Below are 20,551 nucleotides of genomic sequence, written 5' to 3'. Positions count from 1 at the left end.
CAGAAAAATGTGATGGTTTTAGTGCCGTTAGCGTAATGTTGAGTGTAAACCCTTAGCGCGATGAAGCATTTATTAGTTGAACTACTGACCGCAAGGAGTGGATGAAAAATCCGCATGACCCCATCGTTGACAACCGCCCCGCTCACCCTTTATTTATAAATGTACTACCTGCGCTAGCGCAGGCCAGAAGAGGCGCGTTGCCCAAGTAACGGTGTTGGAGGAGCCAGTCCTGTGATAACACCTGAGGGGGTGCATCGCCGAGGTGATTGAACGGCTGGCCACGTTCATCATCGGCTACAGGGGCTGAATCCCCTGGGTTGTCACCAGAAGCGTTCGCAGTCGGGCGTTTCGCAAGTGGTGGAGCACTTCTGGGTGAAAATAGTAGCGAAGTATCGCTCTGCGCCCACCCGTCTTCCGCTCTTCCCTTGTGCCAAGGCTGAAAATGGATCCCCTGACACGAGGTAGTTATGTCTGAAATTGTTGTCTCCAAATTTGGCGGTACCAGCGTAGCTGATTTTGACGCGATGAACCGCAGTGCTGATATTGTGCTTTCTGATGCCAACGTACGTTTAGTTGTCCTCTCGGCTTCTGCTGGTATCACTAATCTGCTGGTCGCTTTAGCTGAAGGACTGGAACCTGGCGAGCGATTCGAAAAACTCGACGCGATCCGCAATATCCAGTTTGCCATTCTGGAACGTCTGCGTTACCCGAACGTTATCCGCGAAGAGATTGAACGTCTGCTGGAGAACATTACCGTTCTGGCAGAAGCGGCGGCGCTGGCAACGTCTCCGGCGCTGACAGATGAACTGGTCAGCCACGGCGAGCTGATGTCGACCCTGCTGTTTGTCGAGATCCTGCGCGAACGCGATGTTCAGGCACAGTGGTTTGATGTACGTAAAGTGATGCGTACCAATGACCGATTTGGTCGTGCAGAGCCAGACGTAGCCGCGCTGGCGGAACTGGCTGCGCTGCAGCTGCTCCCGCGCCTCAATGAAGGCTTAGTGATCACCCAAGGATTTATCGGCAGCGAAAGTAAAGGTCGTACAACGACGCTTGGCCGTGGAGGCAGCGATTATACGGCAGCCTTGCTGGCGGAGGCTTTACACGCATCTCGTGTTGATATCTGGACCGACGTCCCGGGCATCTACACCACCGATCCACGCGTGGTCACCGCAGCAAAACGCATTGATGAAATCGCGTTTGCCGAAGCGGCAGAGATGGCAACTTTTGGTGCAAAAGTACTGCATCCGGCAACATTGCTACCCGCAGTACGCAGCGATATTCCGGTGTTTGTCGGCTCCAGTAAAGACCCACGCGCAGGTGGTACGCTGGTGTGCAATAAAACTGAAAATCCGCCGCTGTTCCGTGCCCTGGCGCTTCGTCGCAATCAGACTCTGCTCACTTTGCACAGCCTGAATATGCTGCATTCTCGCGGTTTCCTCGCGGAAGTTTTTGGCATTCTCGCGCGGCATAATATCTCGGTGGATTTAATCACCACATCAGAAGTGAGCGTGGCATTAACCCTTGATACCACCGGTTCAACCTCCACTGGCGATACATTGCTGACGCAATCTCTGCTGATGGAGCTTTCCGCACTGTGCCGGGTAGAAGTGGAAGAAGGCCTGGCGCTGGTCGCGTTGATTGGCAATGACCTGTCAAAAGCCTGCGGCGTAGGCAAAGAGGTATTTGGCGTACTGGAACCGTTTAACATCCGCATGATTTGCTACGGCGCATCCAGCCATAACCTGTGCTTCCTGGTGCCCGGCGAAGATGCCGAGCAGGTGGTGCAGAAGCTGCATTTTAATTTGTTTGAGTAAACACAGTATGGCCCGAAAGACATTATTTCGGGCCGTATGTTTTTCTTGTCATTATGCCCATCAATAAACGAGTCTATTCCCTGTTAACCAGCATCTTTATCTGAGAATAATTACCTTTAATTTTTTATCTGCATCTCTAGCTAATTATCGAGAGAGATAAATATTTAAGAGAAGGCAAAATGAATATTATCAGTTCTGCTCGCAAAGGAATTCCCGTACACTGAATCCATCAGCTAAGTGAGGGCACCATCATGGCACTCCCCCGTATTACCCAAAAAGAGATGACTGAACGCGAGCAGCGTGAACTTAAAACACTGCTGGATCGGGCACGTATTGCGCATGGTCGCGTGCTGACCAACTCGGAAACTAACAGCATTAAGAAAGAGTACATCGATAAATTAATGGTCGAGCGTGAGGCTGAAGCGAAAAAAGCCCGCCAGTTAAAGAAAAAGCAGGCTTATAAACCGGATCCTGAGGCGTCATTTAGCTGGTCAGCAAATACGTCGACGCGCGGCAGGCGCTGATTAACGCCCCTTCTTTTTACGCCCCGGCGAGGTAAAACGCTTACCGTTGGACGCCGGGCGACCGCCTTTTTCCGCCGTTTTTTCCATCTTAACGACTGGGCGTTTAATGCCCGCCGTTTTCGGTTTGGCCTTCGCTTTGGGTTTTACCTCAGAAGTGGAATTCTCAATTAATTTAAAGAGATCAATTAGCTCATCGTCGGTTAAATCGCGCCACTCACCCAGCGGAATGCCGCTTAAACTGACGTTCATAATGCGCGTACGCTCCAGCTTTTTCACTTCGTAACCAAAGTGCTCACACATGCGACGGATCTGACGGTTCAGTCCCTGCACCAGGGTAATGCGAAAAACAAACGGCGCTTCTTTTTTGACTTTGCACTTTTTCGTCACCGTCCCGAGGATCGGCACCCCCGCCCCCATACCACGAATAAATTCATCGGTAATCGGTTTATCGACCGTCACCAGATACTCTTTCTCATGATCGTTACCCGCACGGAGGATCTTATTCACCAGATCGCCGTGATTGGTGAGGAAAATCAGCCCCTGGGAGTCTTTATCCAGGCGGCCAATCGGGAACACGCGTTTGCTGTGGTTAACAAAATCGACAATGTTATCGCGCTCGCCATCTTCGGTGGTGCTGACAATACCGACGGGCTTGTTCAGGGCGATAAGTACCAAATCTTCGGCTTCCCGAGGCTCAATCAACTGACCATTTACTTTCACAACGTCGCCGGGTTTCACCTGATCGCCAATGGTGGCTCGCTTGCCGTTAAGGAACACATTGCCTTGCTCGATATAGCGATCCGCTTCGCGGCGTGAGCAAATTCCGCTTTCGCTGATGTATTTATTTAAACGGACTGATGAGTCGGGCAGCATAAATTCTCCTGTAAAAAACGGAATATACCGTACCTTTGGGTTGATAAAAAATAGTCATGAGCGAACTATTTGTTATTTCCATTGGCTTGAATTCGTTACCTGCTCAAATCACTTTCCAGAAGCAATGTGCGACATCGTGAGCCATGTCAGTAAGTGGTTAAATTCGCAGTGGTAGCATTCCTTCCGTGTTTTCTTACTAACCGGAGAAGTAATGGAACTGCTTTTATTGAGTAACTCGACGCTGCCGGGTAAAGCCTGGCTGGAACACGCGCTGCCGCTGATTGCTGAACAGTTGCAGGGTCGCCGTTCTGCGGTATTTATTCCTTTCGCTGGCGTAACGCAGACCTGGGATGATTACACAGCGAAAACGGCTGCGGTTCTCGCTCCGCTGGGTGTTTCTGTCACCGGTATTCATAGCGTTGTCGATCCCGTTGCCGCGATTGAAAATGCTGAGATCGTGATTGTCGGCGGCGGTAATACTTTCCAGTTGCTGAAACAGTGCCGCGAGCGCGGGCTGCTGGCACCAATTACTGACGTGGTGAAACGTGGCGCGCTGTATATTGGCTGGAGCGCAGGCGCTAACCTTGCTTGCCCAACCATTCGTACCACCAACGATATGCCGATTGTCGATCCGCAAGGTTTCGATGCGCTAAATCTGTTCCCGCTGCAAATCAACCCGCACTTCACCAACGCGCTGCCGGAAGGCCATAAAGGTGAAACCCGTGAGCAGCGTATTCGCGAACTGCTGGTCGTCGCGCCAGAACTGACGATTATTGGTCTGCCGGAAGGTAACTGGATCACAGTAAGTAAAGGTCACGCTACGCTGGGTGGCCCGAACACCACTTATGTGTTTAAGGCTGGTGAAGAAGCGGTGCCGCTGGAAGCGGGTCACCGTTTTTAAGTGAATTGCCGGATGCATGATCCGGCATCTTGTACATAGTGCCTGATGCGACGCTTTACGCGTCTTATCAGGCCTACAGGGGCACGGTATTAATACTCGTCCCGTCCTTCATCTTCATCAGGCTGTTCCAGCACACTGTAAGCCACCGAACAAAACAGCGAGTTCAGGCGCTGCATATCTCCCAGTAATCCTAAATGTAGCGAACTGGTTTCAATGCTCTGCACGTTTTGCTGATGCAGGCGATCAACGTGGGCGTGAGAATAGCGGCGATTAAGAATGCGAAAACGATGTTTGCTGCGGCGCAAACGACGGGCGCTGGTAACATCGCCAGAGAAGAAAACCGACATTGCCAGTTTTAAATTACTGAGCAATTGCTCATAGAGCGCATCCAGTTCCTTCAAGCCATCAAGCGAAAATGCTCGCCTTGCAGCCAGCGATTTGTCGGCAATTTCACTACCCATGCGCTCGACGATATCGGAGGCCTGTTCAAGGTTAAGCGACATTTCGATGATCTCCGCCCAGCGACGCGACTCTTCCTCCGCCAGCTCTTCTTTTGGCATTCGCGCCAGATACAGCTTAATAGCGGTATAGAGAACGTTGATGTCATCAGCCAGCTTACGCAGCTCTTTCTCCTGCCGTGGCTCGCCGTGCATCACTTTATTCAACCCTTCCATCATCTGTTCCATGGCGTCGCCAATGCGCAGGGTTTCGCGGGCAGCGTTCGCCAGAGCAAGCGTGGGCGTATCCAGCGCGCTGACATCCAGATGTTTAGGCCGTAGCTGGGTATCCAGTTCCGGTTCATCGCGAATAATCGTTTTGCAAAAACGTGCCATCGGTTCAACAAATGGCAGCATGACCAGGCAACGAACGAGGTTGTAGAAAACGTGGAAATAGATCACCAGTTCCGCTTTTGGCAATGACAACTTCCCCATTGTCTCTGCCAGCAAATGGACAAACGGCAGGATAATCAGACTACCCACCAGCTTAAACAGTAGGCTACCCAGCGCGACACGGCGAGCTGCGGCATTGGCGGCACTGTTGTTGAGCATCGCCAGCAAGCCGGAGCCGAGGTTAGCACCAATCACCAGACAGAGCGCCACCGGGAAGGAGATAATGCCTGCGGCGGTCAGAGTCGCGGTCAGCAGTACAGCAGCAAGGCTGGAGTAGCTGATAATGGCGAACATCGCGCCAATCAGCGCATCCAGCAGAATATCGCCGGTTAGCGAGGCAAAGATCACCTGAACGCCGTTTGCCTGGGTGATCGGCGTTACGGCCTGCACAATCAATTCCAGCGCCAGTAAAATCAGCCCAAGACCAATACCGACACGGCCTAGTTGCCCGGCGCGTGACTGTTTGCGGCCGAGGAAAAAAATCACGCCGATAAAAATAAGTAACGGTGACAGCCAGGATAAGTCGAAGGTGAGAATACGCGCCATTAGCGCCGTCCCGACATCTGCACCCAGCACAATCACCAGCGCAGGCGCGAGAGCAACCAGATCCTGGGCGACAAACGAGGTCACCAGCATGGTGGTGGCATTACTGCTCTGTACCAGTGCGGTAACGCCGATCCCCGCGCAAAAGGCGAGCGGCTTTTTTTCGACGCTCCGGCTAAGGACAGTACGCAAACGCGCGCCGAAGACGCGCATTACGCCGGTTCGAACAATATGAGTCCCCCAGACCAGCAGGGCGACGGCAGAAAGCAGGTGAAGCAGCGTTAACACGAGTTCAGGTTCTCCTTATCGTTATATGTTCCTGAAGCAATTGAATGACCAAAGGACCGGAAACACGCTGACTGGCATCTTTACTGTGACTTTTGACATTCGTTTTTCCGGCTAAGATTATTCCAGCCTGATTCCAGTATAAGTGTTTCATATTAATAAAGAGACAGGGCACTCATTGAGCGCCCTGTTTGTTGTAAGGAAAAGTGACAGATTTGTGAATCAGTCCGCGTCATACCCCAGATTCGGTGCCAGCCAGCGTTCAACATCTGAGACGCTCATACCTTTACGGCGGGCATAGTCTTCGACCTGATCGCGCTGAATTTGCGCCACCGCGTAGTACTTGCTGTCCGGGTGGCTGAAGTACCAACCCGAAACCGATGCACCGGGCCACATGGCGAAAGATTCTGTAAGTTTCATGCCGGTATGTTTTTCCACTTCCAGCAACTCCCAGATGGTGGCTTTTTCCGTATGTTCCGGGCAGGCCGGGTAGCCTGGTGCCGGGCGGATTCCCTGATAGTTTTCGCGGATCAGCTCTTCGTTGCTGAGGTTCTCGTTCGGCGCATAGCCCCAGTAGACTTTACGCACACGCTCATGGAGATACTCCGCAAACGCTTCGGCTAAACGGTCGGCAAGCGCTTTCACCATGATTTTGTTGTAATCATCGTGCTGTGCTTCAAAGGCATCAGCCAGTGCGTCCTCTTCCAGTCCGCCAGTCACGGCAAATGCGCCGATGTAATCTGCTTTACCAGAAAGCTTCGGCGCAACGAAGTCAGCGAGACAGTAGTTAGCGAAGCCCGTTTTTTCGGTCTGTTGACGCAGATGGTGGCTGACGTTGATCACATGGGTACGCGTTTCGTCACGGTAGATTTCAATGTCATCGCCCACACGGTTTGCCGGGAACAGCCCCACCACGCCACGCGGATTCAGCGTTTTCTCGGCGCTTAATTTATCCAGCATGTCGTTGGCGTCTTTAAACAGCCGCTGCGCCTCAACACCTACCACTTCATCTTCCAGAATGCGTGGATACTTCCCGGCCAGCGACCAGGTCATAAAGAACGGTGTCCAGTCGATGTAATTACGCAGCGTTTCGATGCTGGCTTCGACTTCCTGCACGCCGAGACGGTGCGCCACCGGCGGCGTGTAAGCCTGCCAGTCAAAAGCGAAATCGTTATCGCGCGCCGCTTCCAGCGTGACCGGTGGAGTGCGCGGTTTCTTGCGCCCGTGTTGAATACGCACGGTTTCGTACTCCTTGCGGGTACGAGCAACGAAATCATCGCGCTGAGTGTCGGAAAGCAGCGCCGCCACCACACCAACGGTGCGTGAAGCGTTCTGCACATACACCGTCGGGCCGCTGTAGTTCTGCTCGATTTTCACCGCCGTGTGCGCTTTTGAGGTGGTCGCGCCGCCAATCAATAGCGGAATGGTGAAGCCCTGACGCTCCATCTCTTTCGCCACGTTGACCATTTCATCCAGCGACGGCGTGATCAATCCTGAAAGGCCAATCAAATCAGCATTCACTTCTTTGGCGGTACGGAGAATTTTTTCCGCAGGCACCATCACGCCGAGATCAACAATTTCGTAGTTGTTACATTGCAGCACCACGCCAACGATGTTTTTACCGATGTCGTGGACGTCACCCTTCACTGTAGCGATCACCATCTTGCCGTTGGTTTTGCCCTGCTCTTTGCTGGCTTCAATAAACGGTTCGAGATACGCTACCGCCTGTTTCATGACGCGCGCCGATTTCACCACCTGCGGCAGGAACATTTTCCCTTCGCCAAACAGATCGCCGACCACGTTCATGCCGTCCATCAACGGGCCTTCAATCACTTCAATCGGGCGCGTAGCCTGCTGGCGGGCTTCTTCGGTATCCTGCTCGATAAACTCGGTAATGCCTTTGACCAACGAGTATTCCAGACGTTTATTCACTTCCCACGAGCGCCACTCCGCCTGCTGGGCGTTAGCGGTGTCGTCGGTTTTGCTGCCGCGATATTTCTCGGCAAGCTCCAGTAAACGCTCGGTGCCATCGTCGCGACGATTAAGAATCACATCTTCCACCGCGTCGCGCAGTTCAGCGGGTAGGTCGTCGTAAATCGCCAGTTGCCCGGCGTTGACGATCCCCATATCCATGCCATTGCGAATAGCGTAGTAGAGGAACACCGCGTGAATGGCTTCGCGCACCGGATCGTTGCCACGGAATGAGAACGAAACGTTAGAAACGCCGCCGGAGATCAGCGCGTGCGGCAGTTCACGTTTGATGTCTTCACACGCGCCAATAAAGTCCTGCGCGTAGTTGTTGTGCTCTTCAATACCGGTTGCGACCGCGAAGATGTTCGGGTCAAAAATGATATCTTCCGGCGGGAAACCGACTTCCTCAGTGAGGATTTTGTACGCCCGACGGCAAATCTCGATTTTCCGTGCGCGGGTATCGGCCTGGCCCTGTTCGTCAAAGGCCATCACCACTACTGCCGCACCGTAGCGACGCAACAGTTTCGCATGATGAATAAAGGCGTCGACGCCCTCTTTCATCGAGATAGAGTTAACAATCCCTTTGCCCTGGATACACTTCAGACCTTTTTCAATGACGTCCCATTTTGAGGAGTCGATCATAATCGGCACGCGAGCGATATCCGGTTCACCGGCAATCAGATTGAGAAAACGCACCATCGCCGCTTCGGCGTCGAGCATCCCTTCATCCATATTGATATCGATAATCTGCGCGCCGTTTTCCACCTGCTGGCGGGCCACATCCAGCGCCTCGCTGTATTTCTCTTCTTTGATCAGGCGCTTGAACTTAGCGGAACCGGTGACGTTGGTGCGTTCACCGACGTTCACAAACAGGCTGTCGTCGCCAATGTTCAGCGGCTCCAGGCCGGACAAACGGCAGGCTACGGGGATTTCCGGCAGTTTGCGCGGCGCTAATCCTTCTACTGCACGACTCATCGCTGCAATATGTTGTGGCGTGGTGCCGCAGCAGCCGCCGACGATATTGAGAAAGCCCGCTTGCGCCCATTCACGTATCTGTTTTGCCATCGTGTCGGCGTCGAGATCGTATTCACCAAAGGCGTTGGGCAGCCCGGCGTTCGGGTGCGCGGTGACGTAGCATTCCGCAATCCGTGACAGCTCCTGCACGTACTGGCGCAGTTCATCTGGCCCGAGCGCACAGTTCAGGCCAAAGGTTAGCGCTTCGGCGTGGCGCAATGAGTTGTAAAATGCTTCGGTGGTCTGCCCGGAGAGCGTGCGCCCGGAGGCGTCGGTGATGGTGCCGGAGATCATAATCGGCAGTTCAACACCCAGCGCTTCAAACTCCGTTTTCACCGCAAAGACCGCCGCTTTGGCGTTAAGAGTGTCGAAAACGGTTTCAATCAGGATCAGGTCCGCACCACCTTCCACCAGCGCTTTAGTGGATTCACGATAGGCCGCCACCAGCTGGTCAAAAGTGATGTTGCGGAATGCTGGATCGTTGACGTCCGGAGAAATAGACGCCGTGCGGTTGGTCGGGCCGAGAACACCGGCAACGTAGCGCGGTTTCTCTGGCGTACGGGCGGTCCACTCGTCAGCACAGGCACGCGCCAGCTTCGCCGCCGCAAAGTTGATTTCCGCCGACAGGGATTCCATCTGGTAATCCGCCATCGCAATGGTCGTGGAGTTGAAGGTGTTGGTTTCGATGATATCCGCACCCGCTTCAAAGTAGGCGTTGTGGATAGCGGCGATCACTTCCGGTTTGCTGAGCACCAGTAGGTCGTTGTTGCCTTTGAGATCGCATGGCCAGTCGGCAAAGCGTTCACCACGAAAATCGGCTTCGTTCAGTCGATAGCTCTGGATCATAGTGCCCATACCGCCGTCCAGCACCAGAATACGTTCATTTAACTGCGCACGCAGTTGTTCCACTTTGCTGCTCACACTTGCTCCCGACACGCTCAACCCAGATTTAATAAAAATTCAACAAACCATACTGGCATAAACGCATCTGTGGTAAAAGCGACCACCACGCAACATGAGATTTGTTCAACATTAACTCATCGGATCAGTTCAGCAACTATTGCATTAGCTAACAATAAAAATGAAAATGATTTCCACGATACAGAAAAAGGAGACTGTCATGGTCGCACCCATTCCCGCGAAACGCGGCAGAAAACCCGCCGTTGCCACCGCACCAGCGACTGGGCAGGTTCAGTCTTTAACGCGTGGTCTGAAATTACTGGAGTGGATTGCCGAATCCAATGGCAGTGTGGCACTCACGGAACTGGCGCAACAAGCCGGGTTACCCAACTCCACGACCCACCGTCTGCTAACCACGATGCAACAGCAGGGTTTCGTGCGTCAGGTCGGCGAACTGGGACACTGGGCAATCGGCGCACATGCCTTTATGGTCGGCAGCAGCTTTCTCCAGAGCCGTAATTTGTTAGCCATTGTTCACCCTATCCTGCGCAATCTAATGGAAGAGTCTGGCGAAACGGTAAATATGGCGGTGCTTGATCAAAGCGATCACGAAGCGATTATTATCGACCAGGTACAGTGTACGCACCTGATGCGTATGTCCGCCCCTATTGGCGGTAAATTACCGATGCATGCTTCCGGTGCGGGTAAAGCCTTTTTAGCCCAACTGAGCGAAGAACAGGTGACGAAGCTGCTGCACCGCAAAGGGTTACATGCCTATACCCACGCAACACTGGTGTCTCCTGTACATTTAAAAGAAGATCTCGCCCAAACGCGAAAACGGGGTTATTCATTTGACGATGAGGAACATGCGCTGGGGCTGCGTTGCCTCGCAGCGTGTATTTTCGACGAGCACCGCGAACCATTTGCGGCAATTTCGATTTCCGGGCCGATTTCACGTATTACCGATGATCGCGTAACCGAGTTTGGTGCGATGGTGATTAAAGCTGCGAAGGAAGTGACGCTGGCGTACGGTGGAATGCGCTGACTTTTTCTGGCGGGTAGAGGTAATATTCTGCCCGTCATACCTGAGTAGCAATAGAATAAGGGTATCTGTTAATCGCATTGACGCAAAAATAACTTAATATCATACACTTCACACACTTTTATTAACTCAGCATTATTTTTAAACATCAAACCACTTAATTATTAACAAAATCGCAAGAACTTATTGCGCCGAAACTTTTGCGGTTTCATTATGAGATTGAGCGATTTATGATATTTCTTTACTTGTATTCATATTAAATTTTTCACTGTTCTGATAGTTAAAATTCCAGACATCAATAAACAATGAGATATTTAAATGATTACTCGTATTCATCGCAATTCTTTCTCTTTAAATATTAATAATACAGCCCAGACAAATGAACACCAAAACCTGAGTGAATTGTTTTATAAAGAACTCGAGAATAAATTTTCTGGCAAGGAGCTGGGGACACCTCTATTAAAAAGCTTCTCAGAAAACGGTAGACAAAACGGCCGTCATATCTTTAGTAATAAGGATTTTGTCATTAAATTTTCCACGTCTGTCTTACAGACTGATAAAAAAGAAATTACGATAATTAATAAAAATGAAAACACGACACTCACTCAAACCATTGCTCCAATATTTGAAGAATACCTAATGGAAATTTTACCTCAACGCTTAGACACTCTTGATAAACAAGAATTAAACCTAACCTCAGATAGAAAAGAAAAAGAATTTCCAAGAGTTAAACTTAATGGTCAATGTTATTTCCCGGGGCGCCCCCAAAACCGTATAGTATGCCGACACATTGCTGCACAATATATTAATGACATTTATCAGAATGTTGATTACAAACCCCATCAAGATGATTATTCCTCAGCTGAAAATTTTCTCGCTCACTTCAACAAAAAATGCAAAAACCAGACTTTGGCGTTAATTTCCAGCCGTCCTGAGGGGCGTTGTGTTGCTGCCTGCGGTGATTTCGGTCTAGTTATGAAGGCATATTTTGACAAGATGGAATCAAATGGTATCAGTGTTATGGCGGCCATATTATTGGTGGATAACCATGCTTTGACGGCCCGGCTAAGAATAAAAAATACAACTGAAGGATGTACCCATTACGTGGTTTCGGTTTATGATCCTAATGTAACTAACGATAAAATAAGAATCATGAGCGAAAGTAAAGAGGATATTAAACACTATTCTCTGATGGATTTTATGAATGTAGATTATAGCCTCCTGAAATGGTCAAATGATCATGTTATTAACCAATCTGTTGCAATAATTCCAGCACTTCCGAAAGAACAGCTATTGATGTTAAAAGGATCTGTGGATGAAATAACCCCTCCATTATCACCTGCAACGATGAATTTGCTCATGGCAATTGGTCAGAATCACAAACTTACGCAGCTGATGATTCAGCTCCAGAAAATGCCAGAACTACATAGAACAGAAATGTTGACTGCCTATAATAGTATTAACCTGCCAGGTTTATATTTGGCTATAAATTATGGTAATGCGGATATCGTTGAGACTATTTTCAATTCACTGTCAGCTCCTGGATATGAAGGATTACTCTCGAAAAAAAACTCATTAATATTGTGGAGGCAAAAGATAAAAATGGTTGTTCTGGATTATTTTTAGCGATATCACGTAAGGATAAAAATGTCGTAACCTCGATTCTGAACGCCTTACCTAAACTTGCTGCCACACATCATTTAGATAACAAACAGGTGTATAAAATCCTGAGTGCCAAAAGTAGATCGTCCAGCCATGTTTTATACTATATTATGGCGAATGGTGATGCCGACATGCTGAAAGTTTTTTTGGATGCATTACCTTTGTTAATTCGCACATGTCATTTGACTAAAGAGCAGGTACTCGATCTCCTGAAGGCAAAGGATTTTTATGGTTACCCGGGGCTATACCTGGCGATGCAAAATGGGCATAGCGATATCGTGAGAGTTATACTCGAAGCATTGCCCTGTCTGGCCCAGGAAATTAACATTTCCGCTTCTGATATTGTAGATCTTCTGACCGCCAAAAGTCTTGCGCGCGACACGGGTTTGTTTATAGCCATGCAGCGCGGACATATGAACGTTATTAAGACTATTTTTAACGCATTACCCACTCTGTTTAATACGTTTAAATTCGATAAAAAAAATATGAAGACCCTCCTCCTGGCACATAATTCTAATGAATATCCCGGTTTGTTTTCAGCGATACAGCATAAACAACAAAACGTTGTAGAGACGGTTTATCTTGCTTTATCTGACCATGCACACCTTTTTGGATTTACCGCTGAAGATATTATGGATTTTTGGCAACATAAAGCGCCACAAAAATACTCTGCCTTTGAGTTGGCTTTTGAATTGGGTCACCGGGTTATTGCTGAATTAATCCTTAATACGTTAAATAAGATGGCTGAAAGCTATGGCTTTACGGATAACCCTCGATACATCGCGGAGAAAAATAAGATGGAAGCTATACTCAAAAAAGCATCTCCCCATACCGTACGCTAAATCTTTGCCTGCGCCGATACGCATAAACATCTTCCACATGTCCTTCACGAATGCGGTTTTGTAGTGCGCGCCAGTAATCGGCGCGGAACAGGTCGGCGTGCATCTCTTCAAACAGCGGACCAATGCGCGGATCGGCGCAAAGCCAGTGGCGGAATTCTTCCGGGAAAACATCGCCCGGCGAGACGCTGTACCACGGTTCGCTGGCAAGTTCGTCCTCGGGGTAGCGCGACGGTGGGATGTCGCGGAAGTTTACTTCCGTCATGTAGCAAATTTCATCGTAATCATAAAACACCACGCGCCCGTGACGGGTGACACCGAAGTTTTTAAACAGCATGTCGCCGGGGAAGATGTTGGCGGCAGCAAGCTGGCGAATGGCGTTGCCGTATTCTTCAATGGCGTCGCGCAGCTGCTGACCTTCCACTTGTTCCAGCCAGATATTGAGCGGCACCATCCGCCGCTCAATATAAAGATGGCGAATCACTATCTGTTCGCCGAGATCGGTGATTTTTTCCGCTGCTTCCTGAAGCAGTAATTCCATTAATGCCGGGGAAATATGCCGCTTCTCCAGCACAAAGTTTTCAAACTCCTGGGTGTCCGCCATTCGACCCACGCGATCGTGCTCTTTAACCAGTTGGTAGCAGGCACGAACGTGAGCGGCAGACATCTCTTTCTGCGGCGCGAACTTGTCTTTGATGACTTTGAATACCCGATCAAAACCCGGCAGCGTAAACACCAACATCACCATGCCACGAATACCCGGCGCTTCAATGAACTGCTCATTACAGCCCTGTAGATAAACGAGATATTCGCGGTAGCTCTCGGTTTTGGCGTGTTTCTGGCAACCGATAGCCATATACAATTCTGCGGTCGTTTTGCCCGGCAGAATTTCCCGTAGCCACTCAACCAGCGCTGCGGGCAGCGGCGCATAAACCATAAAATAAGAACGCGCAAAGCCAAAAACAATGCTCGCTTCGGCGGTCGTCGTCAGGCAGGTATCAATAAATAACTCGCCGTCGTCCGTCTGATGGATCGGCAGCAAAAATGGCAATGTGCCGAAAGGCGTGATCAGTTTGCCCACCAGCCAGGCGGCTTTATTGCGGTAAAACAGTTCGTTCGCCACCTGTAAATGGCTTTCCGCGAGGTTGTCTGCCCCCAACATTTCTGTCAGATGGCGAATGATGTAATGAATGTCACGGCTTTTATTTTGCCAGCGCAGACGCAGCGGCAGATCGCTGATAACGCGCATTAGCAGAGATTCCCAGCCGTGATCGGGGTGAAAGTCTTTCGCCAGCGGGCGGGGAATGGTACGAAAACGGCGCTCTGGCTGGGAGCTAAAGATAAAAAGCCGCTCGGGAGTAAGCGAGCGGTGGTCAAATAACCGACAGTACACGGAGTTAAAAAAGCTCTCCGCAATCTCGAAACGCGGGTAGTCCGGCAACAGCCGGGTGTAATGCTCTTTAACGCGCAGTAAAAATGCCGCGTCCGTGCTTTGGCCGTTGGTAATGCAGCGCAGTTGCTCCACCACCAGACCCACGTGATGATCGTAAAGATGGATACGGTTTTTCATCGCCTGCTGGACAGCGTGCCAGTCGGCTTGTTCGAAACGCTGCTGCGCCCCGGAAGTCACTTCGAGGAATCGACCATACTGAGCGTCGAAGCCTTGCAGAATGGTTTGTGCAATCAGTAATTCCAGGCCACGCGGCATCGCCTCTCCTTAATTCGCCCCTCGCCTTACGGAAAGGGGCGTTGGTTATTAGAACTGCGATTCTTCGGTGGAGCCGGTCAGCGCGGTGACTGAAGACGTGCCGCCCTGAATAATGGTCGTCACTTTATCGAAATAACCTGTACCCACTTCCTGCTGGTGAGATACGAAGGTATAGCCATCTTTCGCGGCGGCAAATTCCGGCTGCTGCACTTTCTCAACATAGTGCTTCATACCCTCGCCCTGGGCATAGGCGTTTGCCAGGTCGAACATGTTGAACCACATGCTGTGGATGCCTGCCAGGGTGATGAACTGGAACTTGTAGCCCATATCCGACAGCTGCTGCTGGAAGCTGGCAATAGTTTTGTCGTCGAGATTTTTCTGCCAGTTGAAGGACGGCGAGCAGTTATAAGCCAGCAGTTTGCCTGGATATTTCGCGTGGATAGCTTGTGCAAAGCGACGCGCCAGTTCCAGATCCGGCGTAGAGGTTTCACACCAAACCAGGTCAGCATATGGCGCATACGCCAGGCCACGGCTGATCGCTTGTTCAATACCTGCATGAGTACGGAAGAAGCCTTCGCTGGTACGCTCGCCGGTAATAAATTCGCTGTCATATGGGTCGCAATCGGAGGTAATCAGATCCGCCGCATCGGCATCGGTACGAGCAACCAGCAGGGTTGGAACGCCCGTCACGTCAGCTGCCAGACGCGCCGCGACCAGTTTCTGAATAGCTTCCTGAGTTGGCACTAAAACTTTGCCGCCCATGTGACCGCATTTCTTCACTGATGCCAGCTGATCTTCGAAGTGAACTGCCGCTGCACCGGCTTCAATCATCGCTTTCATCAGTTCAAAGGCATTCAGGACACCGCCAAAACCGGCTTCCGCATCGGCAACGATCGGCAGGAAGTAATCGACATAGCGCGGATCGCCCGGCTCAATGCCCGCGGACCATTGGATCTGATCCGCACGGCGGAATGTATTGTTGATCCGCTCCACCACAGCTGGCACCGAGTTTGCCGGATAGAGCGACTGATCCGGATACATGCTGGCCGCCAGGTTAGCGTCCGCCGCTACCTGCCATCCCGACAGATAGACTGCTTCAATACCCGCTTTCGCCTGTTGCAGCGCCTGACCGCCAGTCAGTGCACCGAGGCTGTTGATGTAGCCTTTTTTCGACTCGCCATGCAGCAGACGCCACATTTTCGCCGCGCCCAGTTGCGCCAGCGTGCATTCAGGATTGACTGAACCGCGTAATTTCACCACATCTTCCGCGCTGTATGGGCGAGTAATGCCTTCCCAACGCGGTTGAGTCCACTCTTTCTGTAATTCTTCAATTTGTTGTGTACGGGTTTTCATGTGCAGATGCTCCATAGTTATGTGGTGGTTTACGCTAACAGGCGGTAGCCTGGCAGGGTCAGGAAATCAATTAACTCATCGGAAGTGGTGATCTGTTCCATCAAGCGTGCGGCATCGTCAAAACGCCCCTGGGAGAAACGTTCTTCGCCCAGTTCGCTGGCAATGACTTTCATCTCTTCGCCCAGCATCTGGCGGAACAAGGCTTTGGTCACCGGTTTGCCATTACTCAACGTTTTTTGGTGATGGATCCACTGCCAGATGGAGGTACGGGAAATTTCAGCCGTCGCCGCATCTTCCATCAGGCCATAAATCGGCACGCAGCCGTTGCCGGAGATCCATGCTTCGATGTACTGCACAGCCACGCGAATGTTGGCGCGCATACCTTCTTCGGTGCGTTCACCATCACAAGGTGCCAGCAGCTGATCGGCAGTAATCGGCGCGTCTTGTTCGCGCATCACTTCAAGCTGATTTTTACGGGAGCCGAGAATGTCGTTGAATACCGCCATTGCCGTATCCGCAAGGCCCGGGTGGGCAATCCATGTGCCATCGTGACCGTTATTGGCTTCCAGCGATTTATCCGCTTTTACTTTGTTGAGCACCTGGTTATTGCGCTCTTCATCTTTGCTCGGAATAAACGCTGCCATGCCGCCCATCGCAAATGCGCCGCGTTTATGGCAGGTTTTGATTAACAGGCGTGAATAGGCATTAAGGAACGGTTTATCCATCGTCACAGCCTGTCTGTCTGGCAGGACGCGATCGGGATAGTTTTTCAACGTTTTGATATAGCTGAAGATGTAATCCCAACGACCGCAGTTCAGACCAACAATATGGTCACGCAGCGCGTGAAGGATTTCATCCATCTGGAACACGGCGGGCAGCGTTTCAATCAGCAACGTCGCCTTGATGGTGCCGCGCGCCAGATTAAAGCGATCTTCTGCATAGCTGAAGACTTCGCTCCACCAGGCCGCTTCCTGCCAGGACTGGGTTTTTGGCAGATAGAAATAGGGGCCACTGCCTTTTGCCAGTAAGGCCTGGTAGTTGTGAAAGAAGTAGAGCGCAAAATCAAACAGGCTGCCAGGGATTGCCTCACCACGCCAGGTGACATGTTTTTCCGGCAAGTGCAGACCGCGTACCCGACAAATCAACACCGCTGGATTGGGCTTGAGCTGGTAAATTTTGCCTGCTTCATTGGTGTAACTGATGGTGCCATTAACTGCATCGCGCAGGTTAATTTGCCCATCGATCACTTTGTTCCAGTCCGGGGCCAGTGAATCCTCAAAATCGGCCATAAAGACTTTCACATTGGCGTTGAGCGCGTTGATCACCATCTTGCGCTCTACGGGTCCGGTAATCTCTACCCGACGATCTTCTAAGTCCGCAGGAATACCACGAATTTTCCAGTCAACATCACGAATGGAAGCTGTTTCCGAAATAAAATCAGGCAATGTTCCGTTATCGATATCCTGCTGCTGCTGAATGCGCGCTGCCAGAAGTTTATTGCGTTGTGGCGTAAAATGCGTCACCAGCTCAGTCAGAAACTCTACCGCTTCGGCAGTAAGAATTTGCTTCTCCTGCTCGCCATACGGCCTTGTGAAAACCAGTTCATCGGTTGTTGTTGCCTGTTCAGTCATCGTGCTGCTCCTCGTCATGGATCCGAAAACTTCCCCACTGTGAACGAAGGATCGTTGTGTGCTTTTCGTTCAGCACAACTAAGACTACTCATTTAAAATGCAAAATCAAAAACAATTTCCATTTTAAATAAAAATACATGTTAACCTATTGATAACAATATGAATAAAATTTATTCACCTCTTGAGGTGTGTTTCGGAAATAAAAAAGGCACCCGAAGGTGCCTGAGGTAAGGTGCTGAATCGCTTAACGATCGACTATCATAGAAGATTAATCCAACGTTGGATTCATGTGCCGTAGATCGTATGGCGTGATCTGGTAGACGTAATAGTTGAGCCAGTTGGTAAACAGCAAATTACCGTGACTACGCCAGCTCGCTCGCGGTGTATTTTGCGGATCATTATGCGGGAAATAGTTATACGGTACATCCGGGTCTAGTCCGGCTTCCACATCGCGGAAAAATTCCTGCGCCAGCGTATGTGCGTCGTATTCCGGATGCCCCGTCACAAAGGCAATGCGCTTATCTTTGCTGGCAAACAGATATGCATCCCCTTCTTCTGTCTCCGCCAGAATTTCCAGATCGGTATAATCACGAATCAACGCTGCCGGAAAGTCAGCATAGCGCGAATGCGGTGCCAGGAATGAATCATCAAAGCCACGCGTCAGAAGCGCATGAGGATGGAGAATATGATGCTCGTAAACGCCAGATAGTTTGTCGGTGCGGGTTTGCTTAGGAATGCCGTAGAGGATATTGAGCGCGGCCTGGACCGCCCAACAGACAAACAGCGTCGAGGTGACGTGATCTTTCGACCACTCCAGCACCTGTTTGATCTGCGGCCAGTAAGCGACATCATTAAACTCCACCAGGCCCAGCGGCGCGCCGGTAACTATCAGACCGTCAAAGTTTTGTTCCTGAATATCTTCAAAGTTACAGTAGAAGTTATTCAGATGCTCTGCGGGCGTGTTGCGCGATTCACGGGAATCGATGCGCAACAGCTGAATATCGACCTGCAAAGGTGAGTTTGAAAGCAGGCGCAAAAACTGATTTTCAGTTTCGATCTTCTTCGGCATCAGGTTAAGGATAAGCACCTTTAGCGGACGAATTTCCTGACCAGACGCGCGAGAAGTTGTCATCACAAAGACGTTTTCTTCACGCAAGAAATTGACGGCGGGTAGCTCGTCCGGCACACGAATCGGCATAACCTGATTACCTCACTACATACGCTTATACGTTTAGACATCCAGATAGCTGAAGATAACCAGAAAATTTGCCAATGTCGAGCCTGCATGTTGAAGGTGAGAAAGTTTCAAGGAAAAGGCTACGTTAGAATATAAGAATGACGAAAAGGAGAGAAAATGGTTATTAGTATTCGCCGCTCACGGCATGAGGAAGGGGAAGAACTGGTTGCGATTTGGTGCCGTTCTGTCGATGCCACTCACGATTTTTTATCAGCAGAGTATCGGGCCGAGCTGGAAGAGCTGGTGCGTTCCTTCCTGCCGGAAGCGCCGTTGTGGGTCGCGGTTAATGAGCGGGATCGGCCGGTTGGGTTTATGTTGTTAAGTGGGCAGCATATGGATGCGCTGTTTATCGATCCTGATGTGCGCGGCTGCGGCGTGGGTCGGATGCTGGTGGAACATGCGCTCTCGATAGCACCGGAACTGACAACCAATGTTAATGAGCAAAATGCCCGGGCGGTAGGGTTCTATAAGAAGTTGGGATTTAAGGTTACGGGACGCTCTGAGGTGGACGATTTGGGGAAACCGTATCCGTTGCTGAATCTGGCGTATGTGGAGGCGTAGGCAATTTTTTTCTCATCCCGGTGAGCTGAACTTCAGGTTTCGTACCCACCAATGGTGACATGATTATTTCTGCTTAAGCATTGCCATGACCGCACTATCACTGAGCACCACTGATTGCGCATGGATGTGGAAATGGCGATATTTCATTAACGTTGCACCAGCGACCACTTCATGAAGAATGCGTTCCTCAACCTGTGACAAACCGCCCTCATTCATTTCCAGCGCGCTCACAACAATATCCATACGTTTTGCTGGCAAAAAAGAGTACCAGGGTGAACGTGGGTGGAGTTGCAAAACAAGATCTTGCAGAACTTTTTCTGCAACAAAGAAATTGGCGATTAACAGGCGCTGGTTACTGAAGGCAGCCTCTCCTGACACTTCACGTTTGCTTTCAAGATCGCGAACAGTAATTTGATTACGACGAATTTGGATATACAGAACTGACATAAGATTCCCTTCATCATGCAAATAATTGATATGCAAAAAGGCCCAGTCTTCCGACTGGGCCTTCTGCTTAATTTGATGCCTGGCAGTTCCCTACTCTCGCATGGGGAGACCCCACACTACCATCGGCGCTACGGCGTTTCACTTCTGAGTTCGGCATGGGGTCAGGTGGGACCACCGCGCTAAGGCCGCCAGGCAAATTCTGTTTCATCAGACCGCTTCTGCGTTCTGATTTAATCTGTATCAGGCTGAAAATCTTCTCTCAATCCGCCAAAACACCTTCGGCGTTGTAAGGTTAAGCCTCACGGTTCATTAGTACCGGTTAGCTCAACGCATCGCTGCGCTTACACACCCGG

At 50.6% G+C, this 20,551-nt stretch carries 13 protein-coding genes, 1 rRNA gene, 1 pseudogene and 1 riboswitch; of the genes and pseudogenes, 6 read left to right on the top strand and 9 right to left on the bottom strand.

The annotated features are described in order from the left end of the window. Nucleotides 1-179: 179 nt before the first annotated feature. Nucleotides 180-376: riboswitch (Lysine riboswitch) on the top strand. A 91-nt stretch (nt 377-467) separates the two neighbouring features. Next, entirely contained in the window at nt 468-1,817 is a 1,350-nt protein-coding gene (gene lysC / locus BEB54_RS09955; protein WP_001290326.1) for a lysine-sensitive aspartokinase 3, read from the top strand. Nucleotides 1,818-2,068: 251 nt separating this feature from the next. Then, on the top strand, nt 2,069-2,341 hold the full coding sequence (locus BEB54_RS09950; RefSeq protein ID WP_001207638.1) for a DUF3811 domain-containing protein: 273 nt from the start codon (nt 2,069-2,071) through the stop codon (nt 2,339-2,341). On the opposite strand, the gene rluF is transcribed toward BEB54_RS09950, so the two are convergent. Continuing rightward, entirely contained in the window at nt 2,342-3,214 is an 873-nt protein-coding gene (rluF, locus tag BEB54_RS09945) for a 23S rRNA pseudouridine(2604) synthase RluF (RefSeq protein ID WP_000936373.1), read from the bottom strand. It abuts the gene before it with no gap. Nucleotides 3,215-3,425: 211 nt separating this feature from the next. Between rluF and pepE the strand changes: the two genes are divergently transcribed. Continuing rightward, nucleotides 3,426-4,115: a dipeptidase PepE gene (pepE, locus tag BEB54_RS09940; protein ID WP_000421763.1), complete on the top strand. Its 690-nt coding sequence runs from the start codon at nt 3,426-3,428 to the stop codon at nt 4,113-4,115. An 89-nt stretch (nt 4,116-4,204) separates the two neighbouring features. Here the strand turns inward: pepE and BEB54_RS09935 are convergent, their stop codons facing one another. Then, nucleotides 4,205-5,836 (bottom strand): Na/Pi cotransporter family protein, encoded by a 1,632-nt coding sequence (locus BEB54_RS09935; protein WP_105277319.1) that lies wholly within the window; start codon nt 5,834-5,836, stop codon nt 4,205-4,207. Between the two features lie 219 nt (nt 5,837-6,055). Beyond that, nucleotides 6,056-9,739 carry a methionine synthase gene (gene metH, locus BEB54_RS09930; protein ID WP_000096041.1) on the bottom strand — a complete coding sequence of 1,228 codons (3,684 nt, stop codon included), beginning with the start codon at nt 9,737-9,739 and terminating at the stop codon, nt 6,056-6,058. A 199-nt stretch (nt 9,740-9,938) separates the two neighbouring features. Between metH and iclR the strand changes: the two genes are divergently transcribed. Both iclR and BEB54_RS09920 read left to right on the top strand, forming a co-directional pair. After that, nucleotides 9,939-10,763: a glyoxylate bypass operon transcriptional repressor IclR gene (iclR, locus tag BEB54_RS09925; RefSeq protein ID WP_000226403.1), complete on the top strand. Its 825-nt coding sequence runs from the start codon at nt 9,939-9,941 to the stop codon at nt 10,761-10,763. Nucleotides 10,764-11,078: 315 nt separating this feature from the next. After that, nucleotides 11,079-13,264, top strand: a pseudogene (locus BEB54_RS09920) (ShET2/EspL2 family type III secretion system effector toxin). On the opposite strand, the gene aceK reads toward BEB54_RS09920, so the two are convergent. The 4 genes from aceK to metA form a co-directional block, all read right to left on the bottom strand. Further along, nucleotides 13,233-14,969 carry a bifunctional isocitrate dehydrogenase kinase/phosphatase gene (aceK, locus tag BEB54_RS09915; protein ID WP_105277317.1) on the bottom strand — a complete coding sequence of 579 codons (1,737 nt, stop codon included), beginning with the start codon at nt 14,967-14,969 and terminating at the stop codon, nt 13,233-13,235. The pseudogene BEB54_RS09920 and the gene aceK sit on opposite strands and share 32 nt — an antisense overlap. 48 nt (nt 14,970-15,017) lie before the next feature. Then, nucleotides 15,018-16,322, bottom strand: coding sequence for an isocitrate lyase (gene aceA, locus BEB54_RS09910; protein ID WP_000857856.1), 1,305 nt, complete (start codon nt 16,320-16,322; stop codon nt 15,018-15,020). A 29-nt stretch (nt 16,323-16,351) separates the two neighbouring features. Beyond that, nucleotides 16,352-17,953: a malate synthase A gene (aceB, locus tag BEB54_RS09905; protein ID WP_000138924.1), complete on the bottom strand. Its 1,602-nt coding sequence runs from the start codon at nt 17,951-17,953 to the stop codon at nt 16,352-16,354. A gap of 268 nt (nt 17,954-18,221) precedes the next feature. After that, on the bottom strand, nt 18,222-19,151 hold the full coding sequence (metA, locus tag BEB54_RS09900) for a homoserine O-acetyltransferase MetA (RefSeq protein ID WP_001122781.1): 930 nt from the start codon (nt 19,149-19,151) through the stop codon (nt 18,222-18,224). Between the two features lie 156 nt (nt 19,152-19,307). On the opposite strand from metA, the gene BEB54_RS09895 reads away from it, so the two are divergent. Further along, the gene (locus tag BEB54_RS09895) at nt 19,308-19,751 is read left to right on the top strand and encodes an acetyltransferase (RefSeq protein WP_088541567.1); all 444 of its coding nucleotides are present in this window, start codon (nt 19,308-19,310) and stop codon (nt 19,749-19,751) included. Nucleotides 19,752-19,814: 63 nt separating this feature from the next. Here the strand turns inward: BEB54_RS09895 and BEB54_RS09890 are convergent, their stop codons facing one another. After that, nucleotides 19,815-20,198, bottom strand: coding sequence for a YjaA family stress response protein (locus BEB54_RS09890; protein WP_001353546.1), 384 nt, complete (start codon nt 20,196-20,198; stop codon nt 19,815-19,817). Nucleotides 20,199-20,275: 77 nt separating this feature from the next. Next, nucleotides 20,276-20,391, bottom strand: a 5S ribosomal RNA gene (gene rrf, locus BEB54_RS09885). Nucleotides 20,392-20,551 lie beyond the last annotated feature (160 nt).

This window comes from Escherichia sp. MOD1-EC6021, from assembly GCF_002965245.1.
Classification (GTDB): domain Bacteria; phylum Pseudomonadota; class Gammaproteobacteria; order Enterobacterales; family Enterobacteriaceae; genus Escherichia; species Escherichia coli_F.
Note: the sequence above shows the minus strand (reverse complement) of the source record. Positions and strands in the feature narration are given on the sequence as shown.